At 72.9% G+C, this 15,940-nt stretch carries 15 protein-coding genes and 7 tRNA genes; 12 read left to right on the forward strand and 10 right to left on the reverse strand.

What is annotated here, in order from left to right; translation table 11 throughout:
- Positions 1-14: 14 nt before the first annotated feature.
- The gene (locus tag ACIQIB_RS10700) at positions 15-2,021 is read right to left on the reverse strand and encodes a protein kinase (protein WP_400757554.1); all 2,007 of its coding nucleotides are present in this window, start codon (positions 2,019-2,021) and stop codon (positions 15-17) included.
- Between the two features lie 425 nt (positions 2,022-2,446).
- Between ACIQIB_RS10700 and ACIQIB_RS10705 the strand changes: the two genes are divergently transcribed.
- Entirely contained in the window at positions 2,447-2,641 is a 195-nt protein-coding gene (locus tag ACIQIB_RS10705; RefSeq protein WP_363611334.1) for a hypothetical protein, read from the forward strand.
- Positions 2,642-2,955: 314 nt separating this feature from the next.
- On the opposite strand, the gene ACIQIB_RS10710 is transcribed toward ACIQIB_RS10705, so the two are convergent.
- From ACIQIB_RS10710 to ACIQIB_RS10730, 5 genes are all read right to left on the reverse strand, one after another.
- Positions 2,956-3,027 (reverse strand) — tRNA-Val (locus ACIQIB_RS10710).
- Positions 3,028-3,068: 41 nt separating this feature from the next.
- Positions 3,069-3,140 (reverse strand) — tRNA-Val (locus ACIQIB_RS10715).
- Positions 3,141-3,181: 41 nt separating this feature from the next.
- Positions 3,182-3,253 (reverse strand) — tRNA-Val (locus ACIQIB_RS10720).
- 35 nt (positions 3,254-3,288) lie between these two features.
- Positions 3,289-3,362: transfer RNA gene (locus ACIQIB_RS10725), tRNA-Cys, on the reverse strand.
- Between the two features lie 40 nt (positions 3,363-3,402).
- Positions 3,403-3,475 (reverse strand) — tRNA-Gly (locus ACIQIB_RS10730).
- Between the two features lie 313 nt (positions 3,476-3,788).
- Between ACIQIB_RS10730 and ACIQIB_RS10735 the strand changes: the two genes are divergently transcribed.
- The 3 genes from ACIQIB_RS10735 (at position 3,789) to ACIQIB_RS10745 (ending at position 6,641) form a co-directional block, all read left to right on the forward strand.
- Complete coding sequence (locus ACIQIB_RS10735) at positions 3,789-4,826, forward strand: chorismate-binding protein (protein ID WP_363611364.1); 1,038 nt, start codon at positions 3,789-3,791, stop codon at positions 4,824-4,826.
- Positions 4,827-4,909: 83 nt separating this feature from the next.
- Complete coding sequence (locus ACIQIB_RS10740) at positions 4,910-5,740, forward strand: aminotransferase class IV (protein ID WP_400757555.1); 831 nt, start codon at positions 4,910-4,912, stop codon at positions 5,738-5,740.
- A gap of 58 nt (positions 5,741-5,798) precedes the next feature.
- Positions 5,799-6,641, forward strand: a complete 843-nt coding sequence (locus ACIQIB_RS10745; protein ID WP_400757556.1) for a GNAT family N-acetyltransferase — start codon at positions 5,799-5,801, stop codon at positions 6,639-6,641.
- Here ACIQIB_RS10745 and ACIQIB_RS10750 read toward each other — a convergent pair.
- The gene (locus ACIQIB_RS10750) at positions 6,634-7,149 is read right to left on the reverse strand and encodes a DsbA family protein (RefSeq protein WP_363611340.1); all 516 of its coding nucleotides are present in this window, start codon (positions 7,147-7,149) and stop codon (positions 6,634-6,636) included. The genes ACIQIB_RS10745 and ACIQIB_RS10750 overlap by 8 nt on opposite strands.
- A gap of 109 nt (positions 7,150-7,258) precedes the next feature.
- On the opposite strand from ACIQIB_RS10750, the gene ACIQIB_RS10755 reads away from it, so the two are divergent.
- Entirely contained in the window at positions 7,259-7,726 is a 468-nt protein-coding gene (locus tag ACIQIB_RS10755) for a hypothetical protein (RefSeq protein WP_363611343.1), read from the forward strand.
- A gap of 33 nt (positions 7,727-7,759) precedes the next feature.
- On the opposite strand, the gene ACIQIB_RS10760 is transcribed toward ACIQIB_RS10755, so the two are convergent.
- Entirely contained in the window at positions 7,760-8,329 is a 570-nt protein-coding gene (locus ACIQIB_RS10760; RefSeq protein WP_363611345.1) for a CGNR zinc finger domain-containing protein, read from the reverse strand.
- Between the two features lie 390 nt (positions 8,330-8,719).
- Positions 8,720-9,133, reverse strand: coding sequence for an SsgA family sporulation/cell division regulator (locus ACIQIB_RS10765; protein ID WP_030056266.1), 414 nt, complete (start codon positions 9,131-9,133; stop codon positions 8,720-8,722).
- Between the two features lie 194 nt (positions 9,134-9,327).
- Here ACIQIB_RS10765 and ACIQIB_RS10770 point away from each other — a divergent pair, with 194 nt between their 5' ends.
- From ACIQIB_RS10770 to ACIQIB_RS10780, 3 genes are all read left to right on the forward strand, one after another.
- Positions 9,328-9,834 carry a TIGR02611 family protein gene (locus ACIQIB_RS10770; RefSeq protein WP_363611347.1) on the forward strand — a complete coding sequence of 169 codons (507 nt, stop codon included), beginning with the start codon at positions 9,328-9,330 and terminating at the stop codon, positions 9,832-9,834.
- 87 nt (positions 9,835-9,921) lie between these two features.
- Positions 9,922-9,993, forward strand: a tRNA-Val gene (locus tag ACIQIB_RS10775).
- A 212-nt stretch (positions 9,994-10,205) separates the two neighbouring features.
- Positions 10,206-10,277 (forward strand) — tRNA-Val (locus ACIQIB_RS10780).
- 79 nt (positions 10,278-10,356) lie between these two features.
- Here the strand turns inward: ACIQIB_RS10780 and ACIQIB_RS10785 are convergent.
- A complete protein-coding gene (locus tag ACIQIB_RS10785) occupies positions 10,357-11,124 on the reverse strand; it encodes a 3'-5' exonuclease (protein ID WP_400653569.1) in 768 nt (255 codons plus the stop codon).
- 148 nt (positions 11,125-11,272) lie between these two features.
- Between ACIQIB_RS10785 and ACIQIB_RS10790 the strand changes: the two genes are divergently transcribed.
- The 4 genes from ACIQIB_RS10790 to ACIQIB_RS10805 all read left to right on the forward strand — a co-directional run bounded on the left by ACIQIB_RS10790 (position 11,273) and on the right by ACIQIB_RS10805 (position 15,777).
- The gene (locus ACIQIB_RS10790; protein WP_400757557.1) at positions 11,273-11,827 is read left to right on the forward strand and encodes a DUF4365 domain-containing protein; all 555 of its coding nucleotides are present in this window, start codon (positions 11,273-11,275) and stop codon (positions 11,825-11,827) included.
- 31 nt (positions 11,828-11,858) lie between these two features.
- Positions 11,859-13,013 (forward strand): hypothetical protein, encoded by a 1,155-nt coding sequence (locus ACIQIB_RS10795; RefSeq protein ID WP_363611352.1) that lies wholly within the window; start codon positions 11,859-11,861, stop codon positions 13,011-13,013.
- Between the two features lie 87 nt (positions 13,014-13,100).
- Positions 13,101-15,077: a threonine--tRNA ligase gene (thrS, locus tag ACIQIB_RS10800; protein ID WP_400757558.1), complete on the forward strand. Its 1,977-nt coding sequence runs from the start codon at positions 13,101-13,103 to the stop codon at positions 15,075-15,077.
- 139 nt (positions 15,078-15,216) lie between these two features.
- The gene (locus ACIQIB_RS10805; protein WP_363611356.1) at positions 15,217-15,777 is read left to right on the forward strand and encodes an HIT domain-containing protein; all 561 of its coding nucleotides are present in this window, start codon (positions 15,217-15,219) and stop codon (positions 15,775-15,777) included.
- Positions 15,778-15,940: the final 163 nt, after the last annotated feature.

Here is a 15,940-nt window from a genome sequence, read left to right on the forward strand (position 1 = left end):
CCCCGTCCGTGCCGTCAGCCCGTCGGAGAGGTCGGCGGCGCGGGGGCCGCGGCGGGCGGCGCGACCGAGCTGAGGCCGGTGCCGCCGGAAGCGCCCGCGCCGGGCCAGGACTCCTCGATGGTGCCGTCGCCCCGGACGGTGTACCGGGTGGACGTGACCGCACCGGTCTGGGTGACCCGCTCCTCGCGGACCAGCGCACCGTTGTCGAGCCGCCAGGTCGCCGTCGACTGCGGATCCGCGGCCGAGGAACGGGAGGCAAGCGGGACGGGCGTGTCCCCGTTGAAGGAGAACAGCTGGACCAGGTCCACCGGCACCGAGCCCTCCGCCCGGCGCAGCACCACCAGCGTCGCCGGGGCGCCCTTGTACCGGGCCGGCAGTACGGCGCTCAGCACGACCTGCGGCCCCGTCGTCCCCACCGAGCGGCCGTCACGCAGCGCGATCCCGGGGCCGCCCGCCGGATCGGGGTAGCCGCGGTTCGGCCAGTCCACCACCGGTCCCGCGCCCTGCGCGGGCCCCAGCGCACCCTCACCCGTCGCGCCGCCGTGCGCCGCCGCCGCGAACGGCGTCGCGCCGTCCGCCGACAGCCCGGCCGCCGAAGGCGTCACCGGAGCGCCCGGCGGCTGGACCGGCGCGGTGCTCACCGTCCGGCCGCCCGCCGGGCCGAGGCCCCGGTTGCTCCGGTTCTCGCAGCCCTGCGCCGCCGCGATGGCCAGCGCCACCCCCACCGTCACGGTGACGAACACCACCAGCCGCTGGCGCAGCAGCCGCTGCCGCGACGTGGCGGGCCGTCCGCCGGGCACGGGCGTGTGCTGCCGGTCCCCGGACCGCCCGCGTGGCCGGTCGGGCCGCTGCTCCCGCTCGCGTTCCCGGGCGGCCGCGGGGCCGGGGCCGCCGGGCCCTGCGGGGCGGACGGGCGGCGGGGTCTGCTGGCGTTCGCGCATCGGCCGGGTGGTCTGGAGCGATTCGGGCCGGGGCAGCGGCGCGGTGGCCTGCTGCCCCTGCGGGTGCCGCTGCGGCCCGGCCGGATGGGCCGCGGGCTGGCCGACCGGGCGGCCGACGGCCCCTGCCCGGGCCCGCGCGGCGGCAGGGTCCGGCGAGCGCCCGGGCGCGGGCACACCACGCGGTGGGGCGGCGGGCGGCGCCGGTACGGTGGCCCCGGCGGGGCGCGCGGGACCTCCCGAGGCCGTGCCACCCACGGTCGTGCCGCGCGCCGCCAGTTCGCTCAGCCGCTCGTGCAGGGCCGCCGCGCCCGGCCGCTCGGCGGGCTCCTTCGCCAGACACGCCCCGATCAGCGGCGCCAGCGGCGGCGGTACGGCCGACAGGTCCGGCTCCTCGTGCACGACCCGGTACAGCATCACCTCGGAGGAGGCCCCCGAGCCGAACGGGGTGTCCCCGGTGAGCGCGTACGCCAGCGTCGCCCCGAACGCGAAGACGTCCGTGGCGGGTGTCACGGCGGCGCCGCGGACCTGCTCGGGCGCGAGGAAGCCGGGGGAGCCGACCGCCGTGCCGACGTGGGTGAGCGTGCTGGCGCCGCGCGACCAGGCGATGCCGAAGTCGATGATCCGCGGCCCCCGGGGCGAGAGCAGGATGTTGGACGGTTTGAGATCCCGGTGCACCACCCCGGCCTCGTGCACCTTGACCAGCCCGTCGGCCAGGGCGGCCCCGATCCTGGCCGCCTCCGGCCAGCTCAGCGGCCCCTCGTCGCCGACCCGCTTGTACAGCGAGGGGCCGGGGACGTAGGCGGTGGCCAGCCAGGGGCGGTCCGCCTCGATGTCCGAGCCCACCACCCGCGCCGTACAGCCGCCCCGGATCTTGGAGGCGGCGGAGATCTCGCGGGCGAAGCGGGTCCGGAACTCCAGGTCCTCGGCCAGCTCGGCCCGGATGAGCTTGAGGGCGACCCGCTGGCCGCGGCGGTCGGAGCCGAGGTAGACCACGCCCATCCCGCCGGCTCCCAGCCGTCGGTGCAGGCGGTACGGCCCGACGATGCGGGGGTCCTCACGCCTCAGCCGCATCATCGCCATCTTCGTTCCCCGTCAGCCCGTGGATGAGGCCCCGTCGGTTGGGGCATCGTCAGTTCCTGTCTGGCACAGCTTACGGACTGCCCGTTGCGGTGTGCTGATACGCAACACCTCAACCCTCGGTGCGATTGTCCGATCTAGCACTGACATCAAGGTCACCAGACCTGCGGAGCGCTTCTCGGGGTCGCCTCTCAGGGTTCCCCCGGGGGTGCGGTCGAGCCCGTCTCCCCCTGCGGTAGTAGTCCCGGAGGACGCGCGTCATCCTCCGGGATGCCCGGCGAACAGTACGACGGCATGACGACCTACCACCCCCTCGCGCCATAGCGTTGTCCTCAGCGGTGGACGGGGCACTCGTCCCCCGAGGTAAGCCGTCCACCGCGCCAACATCGACCGACCGGTACAGCAGAGCACGAATCAGGAGTGAGGGCATGGCAGCGCAGCTCACGGGATCCCCCCGCCGCCGGCGACCGGCCTTCACCCAGCGCTCCGCCGACCAGACCAGGCACCCGGCGGTCGCCCTGGCCATGGCCCTGCCCTGCGCCGTCCTGCTGGTCGCGCTCTTCGGCGGCTGGGAGCAGATGGCGAACCAGGCCCAGGCCGTCGCCGAGCTGATCGGTCACTGACCGATCGGTTACTGAGACCGGCCGGCTGCCACAGCCGGCCACTGAACGGGCACCGATCCCCTGGGGACGGGGAGCGGTGCCGCCGGGGAGGCCGTGCCCGCGATGACCGCGGACGGGCGATAGCGGTGCGCAGAGCACCCCGGCAGGCGGAGATGCCGCGTACGGACGTCGGTGAGGTCGACCGTACGCGGCTCTTCTGCATGCCCGGAACCCCCGATTGCCCTGGGGCGCCTGAGCCGAGGCGCCGGGCCCTGAAGGGAACGACAAAAGGCCGGGGCCGTGATCCTCACGGATCACGGCCCCGGCCGTTACTGTGCGCGATACTGGGATTGAACCAGTGACCCCTACCGTGTCAAGGTAGTGCTCTCCCGCTGAGCTAATCGCGCCTGGTGTGGCGGTCCTGCAGCAGACCCCGAAGGATCCGACGTGCGCGATACTGGGATTGAACCAGTGACCCCTACCGTGTCAAGGTAGTGCTCTCCCGCTGAGCTAATCGCGCCTGGTGTGGCGGTCCTGCAGCAGACCCCGAAGGGCCCGACGTGCGCGATACTGGGATTGAACCAGTGACCCCTACCGTGTCAAGGTAGTGCTCTCCCGCTGAGCTAATCGCGCGGGGAGGTTCTTCCGGCAGAACCGGTCGATCCTCTTGGAGGTGGAGACGGGATTTGAACCCGTGTAGACGGCTTTGCAGGCCGTTGCCTCGCCTCTCGGCCACTCCACCAGGCAACACTCGAAGAACGATCTTACACTGTTCTCCATCGAGCGGACGACGAGATTCGAACTCGCGACCCTCACCTTGGCAAGGTGATGCTCTACCAACTGAGCCACGTCCGCCTGTCTCCCGGGATCTTCACCGCTTTTCTTCGGCTGCGCTCCCTGGCGACGTGTTGAACTCTAGCGGATTCCCGGGCCAGCTAAAAATCCGTTCCCGCAGCGTGCCGAGGGGGTGTCCCTCGAGTGCCGTTCCGTCAGCCGCTCCGGAGGGCCGTCGCGCCCCGTCGGCGGCGAAGCCGGACGATCATCCGCAGGCCATCCGTCGCACACCCGCGCGATGCCCGCGCCTGCTCACGACCCCGGCGCGCACCCCCGACCTACACTTCAGGCACCGCAGCCCCGCCACCCGTGCAGGAGAACCGTGTCCGGCCCCATCGCCCCCCTCACCCCGCTCGCCCGTTTCGGGGGCCGCCTCGCCACCGGGCTGCGCGACGTCACCTCGGATCCGGCCGCGCTGGACTCCACCGGCTACTGGGCCGTCGCCCACGACTTCGAGGGCCGGCTCACCTGCGCCCGCTTCGACGACGTCCGCCCCGCCCCCGCGCCCCCGGCCGTCGCCGGCTGGCTCGGCCCGGCCGCCGGCACCTGGCACAGCTCCCTCGACCGCGCCGCCTACACCGCGGGGGTCCGCCGGATCCGCGAGCACATCGCCGCCGGCGAGGTCTACCAGGCCAACCTCTGCCGCGTCCTCTCCGCGCCACTGCCCGACCCGGCCCGCTCCGACGTCGACGCCCTGACAGGTCTGCTCGCCCACGGCAACCCGGCCCCCTACGCCGGAACGATCCGGCTCCCGCAGCACGGCGTCGAGATCGCCACCGCCTCACCCGAGCTCTATCTGCGCCGCGACGGCCATACCGTCTCCTCCGGCCCGATCAAGGGCACCGGCCGCACCGAGGACGACCTGCTGGAGAAGGACCACGCCGAGAACGTGATGATCGTCGACCTGGTCCGCAACGACCTCGGCCGGGTCTGCCGGACCGGCACCGTCACCGTCCCCGATCTCTGCGCCGTCGAGAAGCACCCCGGCCTGGTCCACCTGGTCTCCACCGTCCAGGGCACCCTGCGCGCCGACGCGGGCTGGCCCGCCCTCCTCGACGCCACCTTCCCGCCCGGCTCCGTCACCGGCGCGCCCAAGTCCAGCGCGCTCCGGATCATCGACGCCCTGGAGACCGCCCCGCGCGGCCCCTACTGCGGGGCCGTCGGCTGGGTGGACGCGGACCGGGGCGAAGCCGAACTCGCGGTCGGCATCCGCACCTTCTGGATCGACCGCACCGACCCCGGCACCCCCCTCCTGCGCTTCGGCACCGGCGCCGGCATCACCTGGGGCTCCGACCCCGAGCGCGAGTGGGCGGAAACCGAACTGAAGGCCGCCCGCCTGGTCGCGATAGCGTCGGGCACCGAAACCGACTGAAGCGGGGCGAACGCCAGGAGCCGAACGGGAACCCCCGGCCCCGGCGCAGCGCTCCGCACAAGCGCCCTGAGGAGCACCCCTCGATGCAGAACCCCACCAAGAGCTGGGTCAACGGGTCACTCGTCGACTCGGCCGACGCCGCCGTGTCCGTCCTCGACCACGGACTCACCACCGGCGACGGGGTCTTCGAGACCATGAAGGCCGTCGACGGCCGGGCCTTCGCCCTCACCCGCCACCTCGACCGGCTCACCCGCTCCGCCCGCGGCCTCGGACTGCCCGACCCCGGTCACGACCTGGTCCGCGAGGCCTGCGCCCAGGTCCTCGCCGCCAACCCCGTGCCGCTCGGTTGCCTGCGTGTCACCTACACCGGCGGCCCGGCCCCGCTCGGCTCCGAGCGCGGCGACGACACCCCCACCCTGGTCGTCGCCCTCTCCGCCGCCGGCCGCCGCCCCGACACCACCGCCGTCGCCACCGTCCCGTGGCGCCGCAACGAGCACAGCGCCGTCGCCGGCCTCAAGACCACCTCCTACGCCGAGAACGTCGTCGCCCTCGCCGCCGCCCACCGTGCCCACGCCTCCGAGGCCCTCTTCGCCAACACCGCGGGACGGCTCTGCGAGGGCACCGGCTCCAACGTCTTCGTCGTGATCGACGGACGCCTGCTCACCCCCGCCCTGGCCTCCGGCTGCCTGGCCGGCATCACCCGTCGGCTGGTCATCGACTGGTCCGGCGCCGAGGAGGCCGACCTGCCGTTCAGCGCGCTCCAGGACGCCGAGGAGATCTTCCTCACCTCCACCCTGCGCGACGTCCAGGCCGTCACCCGCGTCGACGACCGTGAACTCGCCGGACCCGGCCCCGTCACCGCCAAGGCCATGGCCGTCTTCACCGAGCGCAGCGGCGACGACCTCGACCCGTGAGCCCCACCCCGCGCCCGGGCACGGATAGAACCCCCGGACGGTGGGGAGGGAGCACCACATGACCACCACGCTGCGCCCCGAGGGCCCGGAAACACCTACCGCCGAAGGCGGCCGAACCAGACGCTGGCTGATCTGCGCCAACGGCCACCCGGTCGGCGCGCTGCGCACCACCGCAGTCCTCAGGGGAGGGCAACTCTGGGGCGAGATAGCGGAGTTGGAGGTCCGCGAAGGCCGCAGACGAGGGCGCGGCACCTTCGGCGCGCTGGCCGCCGAGGAGGTGCTGCGCGGCTGGGGCTGCGTCCGGGTGGACGCCGACATCTCCGAGCCGGCGCCCGTCGCCCGCGCCCTCGCCACCACCCTCGGCTACACCGAGCGGATGCGGAGCATGTCCAAGCGGCTCACCGCCCCGCCCGGGCTGCCGGCCGGCGCCGTCGTGTGCCGGATCGACGCCGAGGCCTTCCCCCACTGGCTCGCCACCGTCAAGGAGGTCTATCTCGGCCACCTGATCTCCTCCGGCCTCAGCCCGGAGCAGGCGCGCGCCAAGTCGGACGCCGACCACGTGCAGCTGCTCCCGCAGGGCGCGGAGACCTCGGGCGTCGCCCTGCGCCGGCTCTACGGGGACGGGCCGGACCCGCTGGGCTCGCTCTGGCTGGCCCTGCGGGTCCGCGAGCTGCCCGACGGCGCCCCGCTGGCCTGGGTGATGGTGGTCCAGGTGGACGGGCCCCACCGGGGCCGGGGCCACGGCCGGTCGCTGATGCTGCTCGCCGAACGCGAGTGCCTGGCCGCCGGAGTGCGCGACCTCGCGCTGAACGTCTTCAGCGACAACGAGGTCGCGATCCGCCTCTACGACTCGCTCGGCTACCGGACCGTCAACCGGGTCTACGGCAAGCCGCTCATCTGACGGTCGGTCGGGAATCCCGCGCGGCCTCGATGGCGGCGACGATCCGGGCCCGCAGGCCGTCCTGGCTCTGCCCGCCGTCCAGCCGCTGCCCGGCGATCACGTACGTCGGCGTGCCCGTCACCCCGATCGCCTTGCCCTCGGCCTGGTCGGCGTCCACGATCAGCGTGTGCCTGCCGTCGACCAGCGCCGTGTCGACCTCCTCGGCGTCCACCCCGACCTCGCGCGCCACCTCGAGCAGCAGCTCCTCGCCGCGCGTGTCCAGCTCCTCGACCCGGGCCAGCAGCGCCTCCACGTAGGGCCACCCCAGCCCCTGCGCGAACGCCTCCTCGGCGGCCTGCGCGGCGGCGTAGGCGTGCTTGTGCTTCTCCAGCGGGAAGTGGCGCAGCTCGACCGGGAGCGCGTCGCCGTACTCGGCGCGCAGCGCCCGTACGTCGTCCAGGGCGGTGCGGCAGTCCGGGCACTGGAGCTCGCACCAGAACTCGAGACGGGGGAGGGAACCTTCGATCATGTCCTCAGTGTTCCACTAATAGGCCCCGCGCCGGGTCGGCGGTGCGATCGGGGCCGGACCGACAGGAGGGCCTGATGACCAGGACGACTGGACGAGACGGGGTGCGGCCATGCTGACGGCGGCGGTCAGTTTCCTGCTCACGGCGGCCGGGGTGGCCGTCGCCGGGCTGCGCGCGTACCGGCGGCGCTTCCTCTCCGCGATCCGCTGGTTCGCGGTGGCCCTGCTGCCGGCCGGGCTCTATCTGACCGGCCTCTTCCCGGTGGCGCGGACGATCGGCCACGAATTCGCCGACTGGGCCGCCAAGCTGGTGTTCGACCCCCGGGTCTGGACCGGCATCGCGCTGCTCGCGGTCTCGGCCGGTCTGCTGCTCGCCACCCGCTGGGTGGGCCGCCGGGCCGTCGAGGCCTCCGGGACCCGCCCGGCCGCGACCGGACCGGCCCCGGCCCGCCCCGCGGTCACGGCCGCGTCGGACCAGGGCAAGACCGCCGCCCCGAAGGCCAAACCGGCCAGGAAGCGGGACGACGGTCTCGGCGACTTCGACGACATCGAGGAGATTCTCCGCCGGCGCGGCATCTGACCCGGCCCGGGAGCACGGCCCCGGGAGCACGGCTCAGGCGGACGGCACGGCCTCCGCCGAGCGCTGGCGCGCCCGGTAGGCGGCGACGTGCAGCCGGTTGCCGCAGGTGCGGCTGTCGCAGTAGCGGCGGGAGCGGTTGCGGGAGAGGTCCACGAAGACCCGCGCGCAGTCCGGCGCCTCGCAGCGGCGCAGCCGCTCGCGTTCGCCCGCCATCAGGATGAACGCCAGCGCCATGCCCAGCTCGGCCGCCAGGTGGTCGCCGAGGGCGGCGTGCGGCGCGAAGTAGTGGATGTGCCAGCCGTGGTGGTCGTGGTTGGTCAGCCGGGGCGTGGTGCCGGCGTCGGCGACCAGGGCGTTGACCAGCTCGGCGGCCTCGGCCGTGGACTCGGTGCCGAACACCTCCCGCAGCCGGGAGCGCAGCTCGTGCACCTTGCGCAGGTCGTCCTGGGTCAGCGAGTCGACCTCGCTGATCTCCTGGCGGATCACAAAGGCGTCCAGCGCGGCCACGTCGGGCAGCAGCTCGGTGCCGCACACCTCGGGTGCGGTGTTGAGCAGCTCGACGAGGATGCTCAGCGCGCACTCGGTGTCATGGGTGATCAGCACGTTGGGGGCTCCTCGCGCGGAGGGGGCCGTCGGCACCCCACGTCTACGGTTAACCCCAGACCTTACCGGGCTGTGCCGCCGAAGGATGGCCGCTTTCTTCGAAGAGGTGTACGGATGTCGTCAGGGTGTGCGATCGCGGCGCCCGGCGCCGGCGCGCGGGGGAAACCGACGGCGCCCGGCAGCGAGGCCGGCCACCCGTACGGATGGCCGGCTCCGGTGCCGGGCGCCTGTGGTGCTCGGCCCGCTCCGGTGGGAGCGGGCCGTACACCGGCCCCGAGACCGCGTCGTGCGCGGCTGAGTCTGCGGCCGTGCCCCCGAGTAGGACGGCTGCGATGACGGCAGGGGGTGACCACCCCGCCGGCAGCGGGGCGTGACCTCCTCCGGTTGGGGTCAGCTTTCGGCGAGGATGTGGGACAGCTCCCGGTCGAGGTCGAAGTGACGGTGTTCGGTGCCAGGGGGTACGGCGGCGTCCGTCCGCTTGAGAAACGACTCAAGCGCCCGGGCCGGGGCCTCCAGCAGGGCTTCTCCTTCCGGAGAGCTCAGCGCGATGCAGACCACCCCTTGCCCGTGGCTGCGCGACGGCCACACCCGGACGTCACCGGTACCGGTGGGTCGGTGCAGCCCCTCCGCAAGGAGATCTCGGGCGAACACCCACTCCACGGTCTCGTCGGCGCCGGTGTGGAACGTGGCGTGCACGGCATAGGGGTCGGCGGTGTCGTAGCGCAGGCCCGCGGGGACGGGCAGTGAGGACTCGCTGGACACGATGAGGCGCAGGTGCAGCTCGCAGCTGACCGTGGTGTTCATAAGCGCCATGGCCTTTCGCTCAGTGTGCGCTCGGGGAATCGCACGTCGGCGAACGGACCATCCCACCCCCACGACCGATGTAAACCCCTCTGTCCCGATTCGGGGGCGAGTCGTACCCCTTACGGCGCATTGCGGAATCGGCCCGGAGCGCCCGGCGGGGCATTACCCGGGGACTTCTCGGTTAGTTTCCCGGCATGACTGTGCGAAGCGACAGGACACGCGGGAACGCGGGCGGGAAGACGGGAACGGGTGATGCGGTGGTGCCGGACGACTCCGGGGCGGCGGGCGAGGGCGCGGACGAGGAGCGGGCGGGCGTCGACGGCGGCCGGCCGCTCGGCTCGCGTGCGCCGCACTTCGTCCGGCGGTCCCGGTCGCTGCACCTGAGCTGGCAGGTGGCGGTCTTCCTGATCGGCCTCGCCGTGGTGGTGATCGGCGTGATCATGCTGCCGCTGCCCGGCCCCGGCTGGGTGGTCATCTTCCTGGGCATGGGCATCTGGGCGACCGAGTTCGTCTGGGCCCAGCTGGCCCTGCGCTGGACCAGGCGCAAGGTGGCCGAGACGGCCCAGAAGGCCATGGACCCGAGGGTCCGGCGTCGCAACCTCACGTTCACCGCGGTCGGCCTGGCCGTGATCGCCGGCCTCGGCGGCTGGTACCTGTGGAGGTACGGGCTGGTCGTGCCCTGGACGATCAACGGCAACTGAGCCGTGCGGGGTGTCCCGGGTGACGGGAGCCCGAAGCGGGGGTGTTCGGACCACCCCGCGGGATGCGGTAATGTTTTCCCTGCACCCGGGCGATTAGCTCAGCGGGAGAGCACTTCGTTCACACCGAAGGGGTCACTGGTTCGATCCCAGTATCGCCCACCGGAATGCATTGTGATATGTGAGGCCCAGTCGATTATCGGCTGGGCCTCACATGTATTTCCGGAATCCCGGGAGCGGCCTGCCCGGAATCGGGCTGAAGCGCAGTCATCTTCCGTGCGGAGCCGTAGTTCTGTGGATCCGCCGGGCGGCCGCCCGGGGGGAACGAGTTGTACGGCACCCCCCAATTGGTGCTACTGTTCTTCTCGTTGCCCGGGCGATTAGCTCAGCGGGAGAGCACTTCGTTCACACCGAAGGGGTCACTGGTTCGATCCCAGTATCGCCCACCGGACAGCATGCAGGCCCTGATCGGGAGACCGGTCGGGGCCTGCGGCGTCTTCGGGAACCCCCGCCGCGACGCCCCTGTTACGCGGCGACCTCGCAGCTGTGGTCCGGCCCCGGCCGCCGCCCGCAGCCGCACCGGGCCGGGCGCAACGGCCAGGACGGGTCCACCCGCTCCGGCGTCCCCGACCGGTCGAACCAGCTCTGCAGCCCGCGGGCCTGCGCCGCGTGCCAGACCGCCTGCCGCAGATGCAGCTCGGCCGGCGACAACCCGCCCAGCCCCACCGGGTAACGGGCGCCGATCGTCCGGACCAGCTTCAGCGCCGCCGTCGCGTCCGCCGCGGCGTCGTGCGCGCCGGTCAGCTCCACGCCGTAGTGCGCGCACAGGTCGGTGAGTGTGCGGCGGCCCTTGCGGTAGCGGTCCATGTGCTTGTCCAGCACCCGCGGGTCCAGCACCAGCAGACCGTCCGGGCCCAGCCCGTCGGCCAGCGACCGGCCCCGGTGCCGGCGCAGCTCCCGGTCCAGCAGCGTCAGATCGTAGGGCGCGTTCATCACCACCAGCGGTCGCCCGGCGCGGGCCTGTTCGGCGAGGGCGTGGGCTATCTCGGCCACCACCACGTGCGGTGGGCGGCCGAACGCGCGCACCCGCTCGTCGGTGATGCCGTGCACCGCGCGGGCGCCGTCCGGGATCGGGACGCCCGGGTCGGCCAGCCAGGTCGAGGTCCGGGCCGGTGTGCCCGGTGCGAGCTGGACGATCAGGGCGGCCGAGACGATCCGGTCGGTCTCGACGTCCACGCCGGTCGTCTCGGTGTCGAAGGAGGCGAGCGGGCCGGTGTACCACTGCTGCTGCATGACTGCCCCTCAGGTACTGCGTTCCGCCCGGTTGATACCCGCTTCTGACGCCCGCTCAACCGTTTGGCGCAGCCCGGGTCGGGGATGCTGCCGTCGGGTGTCCCGTTCGAATCCGGACGGGCCCGGGGCCGGGGGAGGCAACGGGGCGATGGCGCTGACACAGCCGCAGCCCGAGGGGGCGGCGGCCGTCCTGCGGGGCAATCTGGCCGTGACGGCCTGCATGGAGACGCTGCAGGTCGGCTATCTGCACGCGGTCGCGGCGGCGGCCAGCTGCTCGCTCTCCCAGCCCTTCCCGGACAACGGCATCGACTGGCAGGTCAGCCACGGTTCCGCGGCGCACGAGGTGGACGACGAGGTCACGATCAAGATCCAGCTCAAGGCCACCCAGCAGATCGCGGCCGGTCCAGGCGGGCCGTACTTCAGCTTCACCCTGGACAACGACCACCTGCGCAAGCTGGCGCGGGTCCGGGTGGCGGTGCCCAGGATCCTGGTCGTGATGCTGCTGCCACGCCGGGTCGACGACTGGCTGGAGGCCCGGCCGGACGCGCTGGAGCTGCGGCACTGCTGCTACTGGATCAACCTGGCCGGCCACCCGGTGACCGGCCGGCAGCGCACCAACGTCCGCGTGCCCGTCGCGAAGGTCTTCGACGACCGGGCGCTGTGCGACATCATGGCGCGGGTCGGCGCGGGCGGCAGCCCGTGACGGCCCGGCCCCGACGGGGAGGAGCAGGACCATGACGCTGCCAGACGGGCCGCCGGAGGGTGCCCGGGCACTGCCCGACCCGGCCGCCGTCGACCCGGCGGTCCTCGCCACCCTGCTCGCCCGGCACGGCTGGGTACGGCGGGGCGGCCCCTCGGCCCGGTACGGACGCTGGACGCCGCCCGGCGACACCGACCCCGGCACCAGCCTGCTGGTCCCGGCCGGGGACGGCTTCGACGACGCGGTCGACCTGCTCGCCGACGCCGTCACCGCGCTGTCCCGCTCGCGCAGCCCGTCCGCCCGTTCGATCCTGCTGGCACTCGCGGTGCCGGGCGACGAGCTGCGGTGGCGGCGCGAACTGCCGGGCCCGGCCGGCGCCGCGCCCTGGGACGGCGCCGAGCGGCTCCAGCGGGCCGCGCGGGCGATGCTCGTGGCCGGTGCCAAGGCCGGGCGGACCAGGGCCGCGTACTTCGGCGCCCGGCTGGACGCCTGGGCCGGTGACTTCCTGGACCGCGTCCTGGTGGTCGAGAACGGCGCCGGACTCACCGCCTACGCCCCCGCGCCCGAGGGCCGGGCGGCGGTGACCACCCTGGTCCGCGCCCTGGAGGCGCTGCGCGACGCGGTGGACTACCGCCGGGTCAGCGGCGGGCCCGAGGCCTTCGAGAACGCGGTGCAGGCCGGGGTCAGCCGCGAGCTGGTGCAGTCCGTCGAGGAGCTGGTGCGCGGCGCGACGGCGGCGCAGCTGACCGTCTCCTGGTCGGCCGCCGCCGGAACGCCGGGCGGCTTCGGCGACCGGCGGATCGCCCTGGAGTTCTCCCCCGGGGACCTGCCCGCCCTCGAAGAGGCCGCCGAACTGCTGGAACGGATCGAGCCCGCCGTGGCGGTCACCGTCGTCGGCATCGTCGTCCGCCTCAAGCGGTCCGACCCGGCAGGGCCGGGCACGGTACGGCTGCGGGTGCTCGGCGGGGCCGAGGTCACCGAGGTGAGGATCCGGCTCGGCGACGCCGCGTACCGGCTGGCCGCCGAGGCCCACCTGGCGGGCACCCCGGTCCGGGTCAGCGGCCGGCTGGAGCGGCGGGGCGGCTTCCGGCGGCTCGCCCACCCGCGCGGCCTGGAACCGTGCGGGCTGGAGGAGGCCGAGCGGGAGCGCCTGCTGAAGACCCTGGGGGAGGGGCGGCAGGGGACGTAGTTGCACGGCGGGGGTGGTGCTCTCGGTACCATCGTCACGCGCAGCGCAGTGTTGCGTCCTATGAATCCAGCACGTCAGGAGAGACCGGTGACGGACGTCCGGGTAATCATCAACCGCGAACCCGATCGGGAAGAGCGCGTGGTGACCACGGGCACTACGGCCGCCGAGCTCTTCGCCGACGACCGCTCGATCATCGCCGCCCGCGTCGGCGGTCAGCTCAAGGACCTCGCCTGCGCCCTCCAGGACGGCGACGAGGTCGAGCCGGTCGGGATCGGCAGCAAGGACGGCCTGGACATCCTGCGCCACTCCACCGCGCACGTCATGGCGCAGGCCGTGCAGCAGCTCTTCCCGGAGGCCAAGCTCGGCATCGGCCCGCCGGTCAAGGACGGCTTCTACTACGACTTCGACGTCGAGAAGCCGTTCCACCCCGATGACCTCAAGGCTATCGAGAAGAAGATGCAGGAGATCATCAAGCGGGGGCAGAAGTTCTCCCGCCGCGTGGTCGCCGACGACGACGCCCGCGACGAGCTCGCCGCCGAGCCGTACAAGCTGGAACTGATCGGCCTCAAGGGCTCGGCCTCCGCCGAGGACGGCTCGAACGTCGAGGTGGGCGGCGCCGAGCTGACCATCTACGACAACCTGGACGCCAAGACCGGCGAGCAGTGCTGGGGCGACCTCTGCCGCGGCCCGCACCTGCCCAGCACCCGGCACATCCCGGCGTTCAAGCTGATGCGCAACGCGGCCGCCTACTGGCGCGGCAGCGAGAAGAACCCCATGCTCCAGCGCATCTACGGGACCGCCTGGCCGACCAAGGACGAGCTGAAGGCGCACCTCGACTTCCTGGTCGAGGCCGAGAAGCGCGACCACCGCAAGCTCGGCAACGAGCTCGACCTCTTCTCCATCCCCGAGGAGATCGGCTCCGGCCTCGCCGTCTTCCACCCCAGGGGCGGCATCATCCGCCGCACCATGGAGGACTACTCGCGCAAGCGGCACGAGGAAGAGGGCTACGAGTTCGTCTACACCCCGCACGCCACCAAGGGGAAGCTCTTCGAGAAGAGCGGTCACCTGGACTGGTACGCCGACGGCATGTACCCGCCCATGCAGCTGGACGAGGGCATCGACTACTACCTCAAGCCGATGAACTGCCCGATGCACAACCTGATCTTCGACGCGCGCGGCCGCTCGTACCGTGAACTGCCGCTGCGCCTCTTCGAGTTCGGGACGGTGTACCGCTACGAGAAGTCCGGCGTCGTGCACGGCCTGACCCGTGCCCGCGGCTTCACCCAGGACGACGCGCACATCTACTGCACCCGCGAGCAGATGGCGGAGGAGCTCGACTCCACGCTGACCTTCGTCCTGGACCTGCTCCGCGACTACGGTCTGACCGACTTCTACCTGGAGCTGTCGACCAAGGACGAGGAGAAGTTCGTCGGCAGCGACGAGACCTGGGAGGAGGCCACCGCCGTCCTGGCGAGCGTGGCCGAGAAGCAGGGCCTGCCGCTGGTGCCGGACCCGGGCGGCGCGGCCTTCTACGGCCCGAAGATCTCGGTGCAGGCCAAGGACGCCATCGGCCGGACCTGGCAGATGAGCACCATCCAGCTGGACTTCAACCTGCCCGAGCGCTTCGACCTGGAGTACACGGCGGCGGACGGCTCGCGCCAGCGGCCGGTCATGATCCACCGCGCGCTGTTCGGCTCGATCGAGCGGTTCTTCGCGGTGCTGCTGGAGCACTACGCCGGCGCCATGCCGCCGTGGCTGGCCCCGGTCACCGTGACCGGCATCCCGATCACCGACGAGCACGTGCCCTACCTCCTGGAGGTCGCGGCCGAGCTGAAGAAGCGCGGGATCCGGGTCGAGGTGGACACCTCGGACGACCGGATGCAGAAGAAGATCCGCAACGCCCAGAAGTCCAAGGTCCCGTTCATGCTGATCGCCGGCAACGACGACGTCGAGGCGGGTGCGGTGTCGTTCCGCTACCGCAACGGCGAGCAGAAGAACGGCGTGCCGCGTGACCAGGCGATCGCCGAGATCGTGGACGCCGTGGAGCGCCGCATCCAGGTGTGAGGCGTTCCCCGCGTGAGCGGGTGATACCCGGCGCTTCGGCGGATCCGGGGTACGTCCTGGTCCCCGCTCACGCGGGGGCCGCGGGGCAGGCTCCTGACGAGTCTGCCCCGCACTGCTTTGCAAGCCCTGCCGGGCGAATATGCTGATCAGCATGACGACTGAGCCGGAACTGCAGCGGGGCGTCGGCGAGCCGGACGGCTTCCGCCGCCTCTGGACCCCCCATCGGATGGCGTACATCCAGGGCGAGAACAAGCCCACCGGCCCGGCTCCGGACGACGGTTGCCCGTTCTGCTCGGTCCCGTCGCTGAGCGACGAGGACGGGCTGGTCATCGCACGCGGCAGCGCCGTGTTCGCGGTGCTCAACCTGTACCCGTACAACGGTGGGCACCTGATGGTGGTCCCGTACCGGCACGTGGCCGACTACACCGAGCTGGACGAGGCGGAGACGGCCGAGCTGGCGGTGTTCACCAAGAAGGCGATGACCGCGCTGCGGGCGGCCTCCGGGGCGCACGGGTTCAACATCGGGATGAACCAGGGCACGGCGGCCGGCGCCGGGATCGCGGCGCACCTGCACCAGCACGTGGTGCCGCGCTGGGGCGGGGACACCAACTTCATGCCGGTGGTCGGCCACACCAAGGTGCTGCCGCAACTGCTGGCGGACACCCGCAAGATGCTGGCCGAGGTCTGGCCGCAGGGCTGAGGCCGAGCCCTGACACCGCGAGAGCGGAGGGGCCCCCCGCCCGGCCGCCCGCGGCGGGGCCCCCCCCCCCCCCCCCACCCCGCGGCCGAGCGGTGGACCCCGGACCGGGGGGTGGCCGGGGCCTCGGCCATGGTGGTAGAGGGCCCGGTGGTGAAGCCGTGGG

Origin of the sequence: Kitasatospora sp. NPDC092286, assembly GCF_044755565.1 — a bacterium.
Classification (GTDB): Bacteria; Actinomycetota; Actinomycetes; order Streptomycetales; family Streptomycetaceae; genus Kitasatospora.